We start from the raw sequence: 14247 nt of genomic DNA, 5'->3' as shown, positions 1-14247 counted from the left end.
AAAACAGGCTCTCAGAAGCCCCCGGAGTCCGGTTGGGCGGCGAGGGCTGCGGCTAGCGCGGTTACGAAGGCGCGCGGGGCTTCCCGCCGGGGGCAGTGGCCGGCGTCCAGGGCGATCACCCGCGCCCCTCCCGAGCACGCGGCGGCGCACCGCCGGGCCGCCGCCGTCGAGACGATCCCGCCCTTGGCGGGCTCACCCCGGATGATCAGCACCGGACACCGCACCTCGGACAGGACGGCGGGCAACGGCTCGCCCCAGTCGTGCGCGCGGTCCAGGTGCGCCAGGTCGACGGCGGCCTTGCTGCGGGCCCACGGTCCGAGCTCGGCCCGAGGCCAGCCGGGGTGGTTCGCGCGGGCCCAGGCCACGCGGTTGTTGTGGTCACCCGACTGCAGCCCGGCCAGCCAGCTGCGCATCCGGGCGGTCGAGTGCGTCCGGCGCAGCGTCGAGCGGGCGGGATCCTCGAGGACCAGCGCGGTGACGATGTCCGGCCGGGCGGCCGCCACCCGGGCCGCGGTCAGTGCACCCATCGAGTGGCCGAAGGCGACCACGGGCCGCCCCCGCCCGACCACCTGCGGCAACGACCCCACCACCGCCAGCGCCGAGACGGCGTGGTCGGCGATCACGTAGTCGCCGTCCCGCAGCGGCGTCCCGCCGTGGGCGGGTGCGTCGGGAGCAACCACCGTCCAGCGCCGCCGCAGCCGCGAGGCCAGCGGGCCGAAGACCTCGGCCGAGTCCGTCCAGCCGTGGCAGGCCAGCAGGATCGGGTCGCTCGCCCGCCTGGGGGGCTGTGCCGGCCACACGGTGACCTGGAGCGGGCCGTCCGGCGCGGCGGCGCGTACGGTCAGGGGTGACAGGGAAACCACGGAGCCATCCTGGCGGAATCCGGAGGTATCGATGGACGCCGTGACGCGAGTACCGGCACCCACGAATGAGCCGGTGCTCACGTACGCCCCGGACAGCCCGGAACGCGGCGCGGCCGAGACCGAGCTGGCCGCCTGGTCCGGCCGCCGGATCGACCTGCCCATGACGATCGGCGGGCGAGAGGTCATGGGCGGCGGGGACGCGATCGACGTCGTCCAGCCGCACGCCCGGCACTCGGTCCTGGGCACGATGCGCGGTGCGACACACGCCGACGCGCAGTCCGCCGTCGACGCCGCGCTGGCCGCCGCGCCCGCGTGGCGCGACCTGTCGTTCGACGACCGTGCGGCCGTCCTCCTCCGGGCCGCCGACCTGCTCGCGGGACCGTGGCGGCAGGTGCTGGGCGCCGCGACCATGCTGGGGCAGTCGAAGACCGTCTACCAGGCAGAGATCGACGCGGCGTGCGAGCTGATCGACTTCTGGCGCTTCAACGTGCACTTCGCGCGGGAGATCCTCGCCGAGCAGCCCCCCGCGAACGCCCCGGGCGTGTGGAACCGCAGCGACCACCGCCCGCTGGAGGGCTTCGTGTACGCGGTGACGCCGTTCAACTTCACGGCGATCGCGGGCAACCTTCCCACCGCGCCGGCGCTGATGGGCAACACGGTGGTGTGGAAGCCGGCACCGACGCAGACCGTCGCCGCGTACCTGACCATGAAGCTCTTGGAGGACGCGGGCCTGCCGCCGGGTGTGGTCAATCTGGTCACCGGCGACGGCCTTGCCGTCTCGGACGTCGTCCTGTCACACCGTGAGCTGGCCGGCATCCACTTCACGGGGTCGACGCCGACCTTCCGCTCGCTCTGGCGGTCCGTGGCCGGGAACCTCGACGGCTACCGCGGTTACCCGCGCCTGGTGGGGGAGACGGGCGGCAAGGACTTCGTGCTCGCGCACCCGTCGGCCGACGTCGACGTCCTGCGGACGGCGCTGGTCAGGGGGGCGTTCGAGTACCAGGGGCAGAAGTGCTCGGCGGCGTCGCGTGCGTACATCCCGCGCAGCCTCTGGGGCCGGGTGCGCGACGACCTCGCCTCGACGACCGAGTCGCTGACGATGGGGCCGGTCACCGACCTGTCCAACTTCATGGGCGCCGTCATCGACGCCCGGGCGTTCGCCAAGCACGTCGCGGCGATCGACAGGGCGAAGGCGGCCCCGGGCATCGAGGTGCTGGCCGGCGGCCGCTACGACGACTCCGAGGGCTGGTTCGTGCGGCCGACCCTCCTCGTCGTCGACGACCCAGCCGACGAGGTGTTCAGCACCGAGTACTTCGGTCCGATCCTCGCCGTCCACGTGTACGACGACGAGCGGTACGACGACGCCGTCCGCCAGCTCGAGTCGGTGGCGCGGTATGCGCTCACCGGAGCGGTCATCGCCCGGGACCGCGCGGCGATCGCGACGGCGCTGCACGCGCTGCGGTTCGCTGCGGGGAACTTCTACGTCAACGACAAGCCGACGGGGGCCGTCGTCGGGCAGCAGCCCTTCGGCGGCGCGCGGGCCTCGGGGACGAACGACAAGGCGGGCGCCGCGCAGAACCTCCTGCGCTGGACGTCGACGCGTTCGATCAAGGAGACGTTCGTCCCGCCCACGGACCATCGCTACCCGCACCTGGAAATGCCGTGATCAAGTAATTCCCGTGGATCAAGTAGTTCCCGTGGATCACATGGGCTCCAGGAGTGGCGCTTGATCCACGGGAATTACTTGATCACGGCGAGGTTAGCCAGGCTCGGCCGGTGCGCTCCTCCGCCTCGATCGCGGCCATGACGGCGGGCTCGGCGGCGCGCTCCATCTTGCCGCCGATCAGGGGCATCCGTGCCTTCAGGTCGCCCTCCACGAGCTCCAGCGTCCCGCCGCCGGACGGGCCCAGCCACAGCGTGCCCGTGAGCCGCACGGGGACCTGGCTCACCTCGACCCGCAGGATTCCCTCCCGCGTCCCGTCGCCGTCCCCCGGACCCCACTCCTCGACCTGCACGATCTCCAGAGTCGCCCCGATCGCCGAACGGACGATGTCGGGCACGCGCTCGGTAGGCAGCGTCCGCTTGGAGGTGACGACGGCGCCGCCGGCGTCGTCCACGTCGACCGCCACCTCGTACGCGAGGGCCTTGGTGGCCTCCAGCTTCCGCTCCTGGAACGCGACGTCCGTGAGCATGTCGAACACGGTCACGGGGTCGACGTCGTAGCGGATCTCGGCCTTCAGACGCACGGGTCCTCCTCAGCGGATCAGTGGTGCATCGTTGCGGCGCATCAGCGCGGTCGTGGTCTCACTTATGCGGAAATAATCGGGCATTGCGGGCCGGTCTGCGTCACCCATGCAGCCGAACCACCGACGTCGTGAGGGAACCCCCGCGGCCCCTCGGCGGTATGGTCACATCAATCGGCACGCGTCGTCGCGCGCCGACCGGATCATCGTCTGCGGGGTGTCGAGATTGTCCGCACGCACGGCGACCTTGCCGGCCCTCGGCGTCCGGCAAGAGCTGATCGAGCAGGCCGCGGAGGCCGGCGAGCGGCAGGGGTCTGCCGGCGGCCGGCTGGCCGCCTTCCTGGATCGCTACTTCCATCACGTCGCCTCCGGTGACCTGCAGGAACGTGAGCCGGTCGACCTCGCCGGGCTCGCCCTCTCGCACCGGCAGCTCGGCGCCGAGCGCCCGCCGGCGACGTCGTCCCTGCGCGTCTTCACGCCGACCGTCGACCAGCACGGCTGGACCACGGGCCACACGGTCGTCGAGATCGTCACCGACGACATGCCGTTCCTGGTGGACTCGGTGAACGCCGAGCTGTCCCGCCAGGACCGGCCCATCCACCTCGTCATCCACCCGCAGCTGGTGGTCCGGCGGGACCCCTCGGGCGTGCTGCTGGAGATCCTGGAGCGCCTCGCCGGCGACCGGTCCGAGTCGTGGCCGGACGACGCCGTCGCGGAGTCGTGGATCCACGTCGAGATCGAACGTGAGACGGACCAGGCGGACGTCGACGCGATCGCCGCCGGGGTGCGCCGGGTGCTCGAGGACGTCCGGATGGCCGTCCAGGACTGGCCGCGGATGCGCGAGCGGTCGACGGCGGTCGCGGACGAGTTGCGGACGAGCCCGCCGGCCGGGGTGCAGGCCGACGACGTGGCCGAGGCGGTGAGGCTGCTGACCTGGCTCGCCGACGGGAACTTCACCTTCCTCGGCTACCGCGAGTACGAGCTCGTCGATACCGACGGCGAGGACACCCTGGTCGCCCGTGCCGACAGCGGTCTCGGCATCCTGCGCACCGGCCCGGCGGCGGCGTCGCCGGGCGTCGGGCGGCTCAGCGCCCAGGCCCGGGCGAAGGCGCACGAGCGGACGCCGCTCGTCATCACCAAGGCGAACTCGCGCGCCACCGTGCACCGCCGCTCGTACCTCGACTACATCGGCGTGCGCACCTTCGACGAGGCCGGGAACGTCACCGGCGAACGCCGCTTCCTGGGCCTGTTCGCGTCGTCCGCGTACACCGATAGCGTCCGGCGGATCCCGGTCGTCGAGCGCAAGGTGCGCGGCGTCCTGGAGATGTCCGGCTTCTCCCCGGACAGCCACTCCGGCAAGGACCTGGTGCGCATCCTCGAGACGTACCCGCGCGACGAGCTGTTCCAGATCTCGGTCGGCGACCTGTTCGCCATCACGATCGCCGTCAGCCAGCTCCAGGAGCGCCGCCGCACGCGGCTGTTCATGCGGACGGACGACTACGGCCGCTTCGTCTCCTGCCTGGTCTACCTTCCGCGCGAGCGGTACACGACGGCGGTCCGCCAGGACATGGAGCGGATCCTCCTGGAGGCCTTCGACGGGACGGCGATCGACTTCTCGACCATGGTCAGCGAATCGGTGCTGGCCAGGCTCTACTTCGTCGTCCGCCTGCGCCCCGGGCACCCGCTGCCCGACGTGGACCCGGTCGAGATGGAATCGCGTCTCGTTCAGGCCACCCGCACCTGGGACGAGGACCTCGCAGACGCTCTGCGCGCCGAGCTCGGCGAGGAGGAGGCCGGCCGGCTGGCGCGGGTCTGGGGATCCGGTTTCCCGGAGGGCTACAAGGAGGACATCCCGGCGCGTGTCGCCGTCGCGGACCTGCGCCGCCTCGACGAGCTGGAGCGACGCGCGGCCGCGGGGGCCGACCACGACATCTTCGCGATGAACCTCTACGAGCCCGTGGGCGCGCAGGCGGAGGAGCGCCGGTTCAAGCTGTACCGGCGGACACCGCTGTCCCTGACGACCGTGCTCCCGTACCTCGCCAACCTCGGCGTCGAGGTCGTCGACGAGCGGCCGTACGCGCTGACGACGTCGGCGGGCGGCGAGGCGTACATCTACGACTTCGGCCTGCGGCGGCGCGCGCTGCACGGTGAGACCACGATGGCCACGGCGCATCCGGAGCAGATCCGCCAGCTGTTCTCGGACGCGTTCGCGGCGGCGTGGCGCGGGGAGACCGAGAGCGACGGCTTCGACCGGCTCGTTCTCGGCGGCTGCCTGACCTGGCGGCAGGTGTCGGTGCTCCGCTCGTACGGCAGGTACCTCCGCCAGACCGGGACGACGTTCAGCCAGGACTACATCGAGCTGTGCCTGGCGACGCACATCGAGGTGGCCGTCCTGCTGGCGCAGCTGTTCGAGGCCCGGTTCGACCCGGACCGGTTCGCGGCGGACGAGGGCACGGGCCTGCGGGCGGGACACGCGCGCCAGGAGGTCTGCGACGCGTTCACCGAGAAGATCCGTAGCGCGCTCGACGACGTCCCGAGCCTGGACCACGACCGGATCCTGCGGGCCTACCTCGGGCTCGTGCTGGCGACGGTCCGGACCAACTACTTCCGTACCGACGCCGCGCCGTGCCTGGTCTTCAAGCTCGATCCGCGCGCCGTCCCCGATCTGCCCGACCCGCGGCCGGCGCACGAGATCTTCGTGTATTCGCCACGTGTGGAAGGCGTGCACCTGCGGTTCGGCTCGGTCGCGCGCGGCGGCCTGCGGTGGAGCGACCGGCGGGAGGACTTCCGGACGGAGATCCTCGGCCTGGTGAAGGCGCAGATGGTGAAGAACGCCGTCATCGTGCCCACCGGTGCCAAGGGCGGGTTCGTCGCCAAGCAGCTCCCCGATCCGGGTGCGGACCGGGACGCGTGGCTTGCCGAGGGCGTGGCCTGCTACCGGACCTTCATCCGCGGCCTGCTCGACGTCACCGACAACCTCCGGGCAACCTCGGGCGGCGAGGGCGACGGCCAGGTCGTCGTGCCGCCGGCGCGGGTGGTCCGCCACGACGGTGACGATTCCTACCTCGTGGTCGCCGCCGACAAGGGGACGGCGGCGTTCTCGGACATCGCCAACGAGATCGCCATCGAGGCCGGGTTCTGGCTCGGCGACGCGTTCGCGTCCGGCGGCTCGACGGGATACGACCACAAGGCGATGGGCATCACCGCGCGCGGCGCCTGGGAGAGCGTGCGGCGCCACTTCCGGGAGCTGGACATCGACGTCCAGGCCGAGGATTTCACGGTCATCGGTGTCGGTGACATGAGCGGGGACGTCTTCGGGAACGGGATGCTGCTGTCGGAGCACATCCGCCTGGTCGCGGCGTTCGATCACCGGCACGTCTTCCTGGACCCCGATCCCGACGCCGCCGTGGCGTTCGCGGAGCGGCGCCGCCTGTTCCACCTGCCGCGCTCGTCGTGGGCGGACTACGACACGGCGCTGATCAGCCCCGGCGGCGGGATCTACCCGCGGTCGGCGAAGTCGGTGCCGATCTCGCAGGGGGTCGCGCGCCGGCTCGGGCTGCCGTCCGAGACGACGTCGATGACGCCGGCCGAGCTGTTGCGCGCGGTCCTCACAGCGCCCGCCGATCTGTTGTGGAACGGCGGGATCGGCACGTACGTCAAGGCCTCGACCGAGACCAACGCGGACGTGGGCGACAAGGCGAACGACGCGATCCGCGTCAACGGCGCCGAGCTTCGCGTGCGGGTCGTGGGGGAGGGCGGCAACCTCGGTCTCACCCAGCTCGGCCGGGTGGAGGCGGCGCTCGCGGGTGTGCGGGTCAACACCGACGCCATCGACAACTCCGCGGGCGTCGACTGTTCCGACCACGAGGTCAACATCAAGATCCTGCTGGACCGGATCGTCGCGGCCGGTGACCTGACCATCAAGCAGCGCAACGAGCTCCTCGCCGAGATGACCGACGGCGTCGCCCGCCTCGTGCTGCGCGACAACTACGAGCAGAACGTGCTGCTCGGCAACGCGCGACGCCAGTCCCTGGGGATGCTCGGCGTGCACCAGCGCCTGATGCGCTCGCTCGAGGCGCGGGGCGCGCTGGACCGTTCGCTGGAGTTCCTGCCGGACGACTCGCACCTGGCGCGGCGGGCCGAGTCCGGCGCCGGGCTCACCTCGCCGGAGTTCTCCGTCCTGGTCGCGTACGTCAAGAACACGCTCGCCGACGAGCTGGTCGAGACCGGCCTGCCGGACGACCCGTGGCTGGCGCGGGTGCTGCGCTCGTACTTCCCGGCCGAGGTCGTGGAGCGGTACGGCGACCGGCTGACCGCCCACCCGCTGCGGCGTCGCATCATCACCACACGGCTCGTCAACGACATGGTCAACCGCGGGGGCATCACCTTCGTCCACCGTGCGCGCGACGAGACGGCGGCGTCGTCGGAGCAGGTCGCGCGGGCCTACATCGCCTGCCGGGAGATCTTCGGCCTGGACAGCTACGTGGCCACCATCGAGGCGCTGGACAACCAGCTCACGACCGACACGCAGGCCGTGCTGTACCTGACGTTCCGCCGCCTGCTCGACCGGTCGGTCCGGTGGTTCCTGCAGGCGCGGCCGGACCTGATCGACATCGGCGGCGAGATCGCCCGGTTCGGTCCGGTCGTGGCCGAGCTGGCGCCGAAGCTGGCCCACGTGTGCGTCGGCGCGGACCGCCAGACGCTCGTCACGCAGACCGACTCGCTGATGGCGGAGGGGGTCCCGGCCGAGCTGGCGGCGAGGACGGCGAGCCTGCTGACCCAGTTCATGCTGCTGGACATCACGGAGATCGCGTCGATGACCGCGGTGCCGTCCGAGGAGGTGGCGCACATCCACCTGGCGCTGTCGGACCGGTACGCGGTGGACGCGCTACTCGACCGCATCACCGGGCTCCCGCGGGCGGACCGGTGGCAGGCGATGGCGCGCGGGGCGCTGCGGTACGACCTGTACGGCGCGCTGCAGGCGCTCACGATGGCCGTGCTCACGGGGACGTCGCCCGGCCTTCCGGCCGCGCGTATCGGCGAGTGGGAGCGGCAGAACGCGGCGGCGGTCCAGCGTGCCCTCACGACGCTGTCGGAGGTGCGACGCCTGGAGCACGCCGACATCGCATCGGTGTCCGTGGCCCTGCGGACGCTGCGGAGCGTCGTGCGGACGGCGGCCATGCCCGGGCCGGTGCGAGCACCCGTGACGCCCGCGGCGCCGGTCGGATCGGCGACGTCGGCGGGCCCGGTGGCGCCGGTGGGCCCCGTGGTGCCGAGGGGGCCGAAGCACGCGACGCCGGCGGAGCCGTCCGCCGCCGAGGTCGGTACGGGATAGCGGACCCGCACGGGGCGGCCCCGTACGCTTGTGCGATGCCCACGATGAAGGATCTGGTGCGCAGGCACGCCGACCTGGCCATCGCGGACCTGGAGTGGCTGCACCTGCTCGTCGGCGACTGGCAGCTGTTCTCGGACCTGTCCTTCGCCGACCTGGTCCTGTGGGTGCCCAACGGCGAGCGCAGCGGGTGGGTGGCCGTCGCCCACTGCCGGCCGAGCACCGGCGCGACCGTCTACTACGACGACGTCGTCGGCACCTGGGTCGACCGTGGCCGCCGGCCGCAGCTGGACCGGGCCTTCGACCAGATGCGCATCTGCCGCGAGCGCGACCCCGAGTGGCACGAGGACGTTCCGGTCCGTGAGGAGACCGTGCCGATCGTCCGCGCGCACCGGGCGATCGCCGTCCTGTCGCGCCACACGAACCTGGCCGCCGCCCGGACGCCCAGCCGGCTGGAGCTGACGTACCTGCAGTGCGCGGACGACCTGGCGCGCATGATGTCCACCGGCGAGTTCCCCGTGAGCGACGCGCCGACCGGGCCGCGCCGTGGTGCCCCGCGTGTCGGCGACGGCCTGATACGGCTGGATCGCGAGGGCCGGATCGGCTACGCGAGCCCCAACGCGCTGTCCGCGCTGCACCGGTTCGGCTACGTCGGCGATCTCGTCACCCACACGCTGTCGGAGATCATCACGCCGCTGCTGGACCAGCCCGGGACGGTGGACGAGTCGCTGCCGCTGGTCCTGACCGGCCGCGCGCCGTGGCGCAGCGACATCGAGAGCCGCGGGGCGGCGCTGTCCCTGCGGGCGATCCCGTTGACCACCGGGGGAAAGCGGACGGCGTCGCTGATCCTGGTGCGCGACGTCTCGGAACTGCGACGGCGCGAGCGCGAGCTGATGACGAAGGACGCGACGATCCGCGAGGTCCACCATCGAGTGAAGAACAACCTCCAGACGGTGGCGGCGCTGCTGCGCCTCCAGGCTCGCCGGATACCGTCCGAGGAGGGCCGGATCGCGCTGCACGAGGCGATGCGCCGGGTGTCGACGATCGCGCTCGTGCACGAGACGCTGTCCGAAGGCCTGGGGGAGACCGTCGACTTCGACGACGTGGTCGGCCGCACGCTGTCCCTCGCCGTGGAGCTGGCGGCGCCGTCGGAGCCGGTGCACGTCCAGCGCGAGGGAAAGTTCGGCGAGATGCGCGCCGAGAACGCGACGCCGCTCGCGTTGGTCATCACCGAATTGGTGACGAACGCTGTGGAGCACGGGCTGGCGAACCGGTCGGGCACGGTGACGCTCGTCGCCGAGCGGGACGGCGAGTCCTTGAAGGCGATCGTGCAGGATGACGGAGACGGCCTGCCGACCGGCTTCGCCGCCGACTCAGCCGGCCTGGGATCTCAGATCGTCCAGGCCCTGGTCGGCGGGGACATGCGTGGCCGGATCACCTGGCAGCGGCGCGACGAGGGCGGCACCGAGGTGATCGTCGAGGTGACGCTGCACGCGCTCCCACCGGCGGGCGGGAACGTCGACCTGGCCCCGGTGCTCAGCACGTAGGCGGTGGCTGTCCCACACGGTCGATCATGCAATCCGCGCCGATCATGCAATCGGGGATTGCGCCGGGAGACGAACGTCGTCCCGGTACGTCCATGGATCGACGTACCGGGACGACGACGAATCCGACGACTAACCTGCCCGGCGAGCGCGAGCGTTGCGCCGCTTCAGTGCGCGCCTCTCGTCTTCCGAGAGGCCGCCCCACACACCTGCGTCCTGGCCCGTGTCGAGTGCCCAGCGAAGGCACGTCTCCACGACGTCGCAGCGGCGGCAAACGGCCTTGGCCTCCTCGATCTGAAGGATGGCCGGCCCCGTGTTGCCGATGGGGAAGAACAGCTCCGGGTCCTCGTCAAGGCAGGCTGCCTCATGGCGCCAGTCCATGGGATGGGTCCACTCCTCATGCCCCGCAGGGCGGTTGTCATTGTTGAGGCACGGCGTTCTCTCGTCACCGCGACCACTGCTTGTGGTGCCTCGCGTCACTGCGTGTCGCGGAGCTGGCACGTCGTGACGCTTGGCGGGGAGCGGCATCTTGCCGACCCCGCTCAATCCAACGGATAGCCTCACATCCTTGTGCCCGCTTTCACAAGGGTTTTCCGGGAATCACTTCCCCCTCGTGACAGTGGCCGTCGTCACGCGTCAAGACTGTAGTGGCTCGACCACGATGCGTATATACCCAGCAGGTCACTGCATGCCTGCCGGTGGACTCGTCGCCGTCGTATCGATCAACTCACTGCGAATCAGTCCCATGTGACCCCCGGTTCATGGCCTTCAGACAGCGCACTGTCAGTGAATTCCCACACTCCGCCGGATACCCCAATACTGGGCGTCGATGCGTGGTTGCATTCTTCGCATTCTTGATGTGAGCCAACACCCTCGGTAACAACGTGCCGGTCGCGGCAGCGTCCCATCGGGCCGCCCGAACGCCACGGAGGGCTGGTCACGCAGTGGCCGCGAAAGCAGCCCTCTCCCTGGAGCCGTTGCGGGCGGAGGGTACGGTTCCCGACGCGGCGCGCCAGCGGAGCCGACGTTAGTGGGTACGCCGCGCACCTGCACCGGGTTCACGAGCTTCGTCAGGAGGCTGATACAGGATGGCCGAGGAGGCCGACGGCGCGGCTCCCGATGAGGGGAAACCGGGCGGGTGGCGTCTGCGATGGCTGGTCGCAGCCGTCGTCGCCCTGGAGTCGCTGGCCCTCGCGGGCTTGGCCGTGGCCTTCGTCATCGACTCGATCGCCGGGCAGGCGGGCGACCTGGGCGCCGGGCTCGCGCTCGCCGGGGTCTTCCTCGTCGTCGGAGCCTGTCTCGGTGCCTGTGCCTATGGCGTGGGCAAGGGCTCGGGCTGGTCTCGCGGGCCGACCCTCACCTGGCAGCTACTTCAGGCCGGCGTCGCGATGCCAATATCTGCAAGTGAGCGCTGGTACGTCGGTATTCCCCTGCTCGCCGCCGCGGTGTTCACCGGTGCCCTGCTGGTGAGTGGCCGGGTCCTCGACCCGCCGGAACGCCCGGACTAGGGCCCTGTCCTGCGGATCTTCGGCCGACTGAGTCGGCGCCCCGGCCGCGCTCTCGCGGTCAGTCGGCGTCGCTGAGCCCGATCCGCAGCGTCGCGAGGCTCTTGGCGAGCAGGCGCGAGACGTGCATCTGCGAGATCCCGATCTCGGCCGCGATCTGCGACTGCGACAGCCCACGGCCGAAACGCAGGTCGATGATCCGCCGTTCCCGCACGGGCAACCTGGCCAGCAGGGGTCGCAGGGTCTCGCGCTGCTCGACGAGTTCCAGGCGGCTGTCCATGCACGGCTGCTGGAGCCGGTCGGCCTCGTCCGGCGTGGTGGGCAGCGGGACGGTGGTGTAGGCGGACGCCGTCTCGAGCGCCTCCAGGACGAGGTCGAGGTCGGCGTCGAGGTACGCGGAGATCTCCTGCGCGGTCGGTGAGCGGTCCAGCCGGTGAGTCAGCGTCTCGCGCGCCTCCGACACCCGCCGCCCGAGGTCCTGGACCCGGCGCGGCACGCGCATCGCCCAGCCACGGTCGCGGAAGTGCCGCCGGATCTCACCGAGGATCGTCGGGACGGCGAACGCGGTGAACGAACCCCGGCCCGGGTCGTAGCGGTCGACGGCGTGCAGCAGGCCGATCGTGCCGACCTGCACCAGGTCGTCGTACGGCTCCCCGCGGCCACGGAAACGCTGGGCGAGGTGATGGACCAGCGGCAGGTGCGCCTCGACGATCGTGCGTCGCAGCGCCGCGCGGCTCGGATCCTTCGGGTCCATCGACGCGAGAGTGACGAATCTGGGGTCTGCGCCGCTCTTGCTTTCGTGCCGTCGTTGCTGGGGGGGTCGAGCAAGGACCGCCACGGGGTGTTCCGCCGTCTCGTCGTGTGTCACTTCGCGCCTCGACCCCCGACATGGGTGAGCCTGATCCAGCTGCCAGCAGAACTCGAACCTGTCTCGACCGAACCGACCAGCGCATGGAGCACCGACCACGCGAAGCTCGACTCCGTCGGAAGGACTACGGCGGGTCCGGTGATGACGACGTCGAGGACTCCCTCTCCGATGGTGAAGGAAGTTCTCACGGACGCGCCAGAGTGTGCGCGCCCCGCGAGCAGGAGCGCGCACGCTTCGTCGACGGCGATGCGCAGATCCTCGATCTCATCGAGCGTGAGATCCAGGCGGGCCGCGAGACCGGCGGTGGCGGTTCGCACGACGGCCAGGTACGCGGGGTCGGCCGGCACGTCGAGTTCCACGACGTCAGTCGTCTTCACGTCTTGCCTGTGCCACGTCATCGCCACCGCCTGCCTCCCTATCCGTGGAGCGCCGCGAGAAGGATCGCGGTGCGCGGTGTGCTCGTTACGCAACGAGACCGTGGTCACCATCAGACGAGGATAGAACACGTTGCGTCGCTACTGTCGAGGTCTCACAGCACAACGAACCGGCGATTTCGATGAAGTCTTGTGGCTGGCTGTGGTTGGACCCGTCGCACCCCGGCGTTGAACTGGATGTTGTCACAGTGGGTCGCCATGGTGACGGAACGGAAGGGTTGCACAACGCTCGAGAGCACCTCTGGCAGAGGTGTTCCTGGGCGGAAGCGTGGGGCCAGTGGGGACCGCGCGGATGGGAGGGCGGAACTCGGGCGGAACTCGGGTGAGCACTCAGGCGGGCGTCCGGCCGAGCCGCGCGAGCGCGTTCCCGTCGAGCCGCCACATCGTCCACTCCGACTGCGGGACGGCGCCGAGCGAGCGGTAGAAATCCTGCGCCGGTGTGTTCCAGTTGAGCACCGACCACTCGAGCCGCCGGTATCCCCGTTCGACACACACGCGCCCGAGTGTCTCGAGCAGTGCCTGCCCGAGGCCGAGCCGGCGGTACGCGGGGCGGACGAACAGATCCTCCAGCCAGACGCCGTGCCGCCCGCGCCAGGTGGAGAAGGTGACGAACCACAGCGCCATGCCGACGACCTCGGGTCCGTTCGGGCCGTCGATCTCCGCCACGTGGCAGTGCGCCCGGGGGTTGGGGCCGAACAGTGCGGTGCGGAAGTCGTCCGCCGTGGCCTCCACGGCGTCCGGCTCGCGTTCGTACTCGGCGAGCTCCCGGACCAGGGCCTCGACCGTCGGCGCGTCGTTCGCGACCGCCTGCCGGACACGCCACGGCACGCCCCGCTCCGTGGCCGGCACGTCGGAGCCGGCGGAGGGCTGAAGGTCGGCACTCGTCGCGTCCATGACCCAACTTTCTCACCCGCCGGTCCCGGCCCGGCGCCCTCGCCCGGACGCCCGGGCTCCCCAGCCGGTCGCAGCCTGGGCGGCGTCGGTGACGAGGGGCCCGGCTGGTCGTGGATCGGGCCGTGGATCCGGCCGTGGATCCGCGACCTGAACCGCGCACGCACGGCCACCCGTCACCAGCCATCCCCGGCCCGCGGGACCGCGCGGCGCCGGTCCGAGGCGCAGGCCGAACACCTCGCCGTCCCCGGCTGCGACCGCACCGAGCAGCAGCCCCGACCGACCGCCACGCGCCAGCGAGAGGACGCCGTGGAAGGTGCGCAGTATCTCCCCGGCCGTGGCGCCCACGACGACAGGGCCGTCCCGAGCGGCGGCGGCGCCCACCTCCGCGAGCGGGGGCGGCAGCAGGGCCGCGTCGTCGACGACCACCACGGCGCCAGGCCTCCGGGCCACGTGGTCGGCGAGTTCGGCGGCCGCGCCAGGCACCGCGGGGTCGATCACGGTGGCGTCGTCCCGCGCGGACCACCTGCCGACGCAGGCGAGGGGGGACGTCGCCGACGCGACTAC

The 14247-nt window shown here is 71.4% G+C and carries 10 protein-coding genes and 1 pseudogene; 4 read left to right on the top strand and 7 right to left on the bottom strand.

Going from position 1 to position 14247, the window contains the following annotated elements:
- Positions 1-11 precede the first annotated feature (11 nt).
- Positions 12-863, bottom strand: a complete 852-nt coding sequence (locus AC08OU_RS14650) for an alpha/beta fold hydrolase (protein ID WP_476605125.1) — start codon at positions 861-863, stop codon at positions 12-14.
- Positions 864-936: 73 nt separating this feature from the next.
- Between AC08OU_RS14650 and pruA the strand changes: the two genes are divergently transcribed.
- Positions 937-2529 (top strand): L-glutamate gamma-semialdehyde dehydrogenase, encoded by a 1593-nt coding sequence (gene pruA, locus AC08OU_RS14645; protein WP_476605124.1) that lies wholly within the window; start codon positions 937-939, stop codon positions 2527-2529.
- Between the two features lie 82 nt (positions 2530-2611).
- Here pruA and AC08OU_RS14640 read toward each other — a convergent pair whose 3' ends face one another.
- Positions 2612-3109, bottom strand: a complete 498-nt coding sequence (locus AC08OU_RS14640; RefSeq protein ID WP_476605123.1) for a DUF2505 domain-containing protein — start codon at positions 3107-3109, stop codon at positions 2612-2614.
- A gap of 223 nt (positions 3110-3332) precedes the next feature.
- Here AC08OU_RS14640 and AC08OU_RS14635 point away from each other — a divergent pair, with 223 nt between their 5' ends.
- Together AC08OU_RS14635 and AC08OU_RS14630 are read left to right on the top strand one after the other, a co-directional pair.
- On the top strand, positions 3333-8441 hold the full coding sequence (locus AC08OU_RS14635; protein WP_476605122.1) for an NAD-glutamate dehydrogenase: 5109 nt from the start codon (positions 3333-3335) through the stop codon (positions 8439-8441).
- Between the two features lie 35 nt (positions 8442-8476).
- A complete protein-coding gene (locus tag AC08OU_RS14630) occupies positions 8477-9985 on the top strand; it encodes a sensor histidine kinase (protein ID WP_476605121.1) in 1509 nt (502 codons plus the stop codon).
- Between the two features lie 129 nt (positions 9986-10114).
- Here AC08OU_RS14630 and AC08OU_RS14625 read toward each other — a convergent pair whose 3' ends face one another.
- A complete protein-coding gene (locus AC08OU_RS14625; RefSeq protein ID WP_476605120.1) occupies positions 10115-10363 on the bottom strand; it encodes a WhiB family transcriptional regulator in 249 nt (82 codons plus the stop codon).
- Between the two features lie 707 nt (positions 10364-11070).
- Here AC08OU_RS14625 and AC08OU_RS14620 point away from each other — a divergent pair.
- Complete coding sequence (locus AC08OU_RS14620; RefSeq protein ID WP_476605119.1) at positions 11071-11490, top strand: hypothetical protein; 420 nt, start codon at positions 11071-11073, stop codon at positions 11488-11490.
- Between the two features lie 58 nt (positions 11491-11548).
- On the opposite strand, the gene AC08OU_RS14615 is transcribed toward AC08OU_RS14620, so the two are convergent.
- From AC08OU_RS14615 to AC08OU_RS14600, 4 genes and pseudogenes are all read right to left on the bottom strand, one after another.
- Positions 11549-12355: a SigB/SigF/SigG family RNA polymerase sigma factor gene (locus AC08OU_RS14615; protein WP_476605118.1), complete on the bottom strand. Its 807-nt coding sequence runs from the start codon at positions 12353-12355 to the stop codon at positions 11549-11551.
- Complete coding sequence (locus tag AC08OU_RS14610) at positions 12352-12732, bottom strand: ATP-binding protein (protein ID WP_476605117.1); 381 nt, start codon at positions 12730-12732, stop codon at positions 12352-12354. The genes AC08OU_RS14615 and AC08OU_RS14610 overlap by 4 nt, the downstream gene beginning before the upstream one ends.
- Positions 12733-13119: 387 nt before the next feature.
- Positions 13120-13683, bottom strand: a complete 564-nt coding sequence (locus AC08OU_RS14605) for an N-acetyltransferase family protein (protein ID WP_476605116.1) — start codon at positions 13681-13683, stop codon at positions 13120-13122.
- Between the two features lie 12 nt (positions 13684-13695).
- Positions 13696-14247: pseudogene (locus tag AC08OU_RS14600) on the bottom strand (hypothetical protein); the annotation flags it as partial.

The sequence above is a fragment of the Frankia sp. CcMO1 genome (assembly GCF_977945845.1).
The sequence above is the reverse complement of the archived record's forward strand: the minus strand, read 5'-3'. Positions and strand labels throughout refer to the sequence as shown.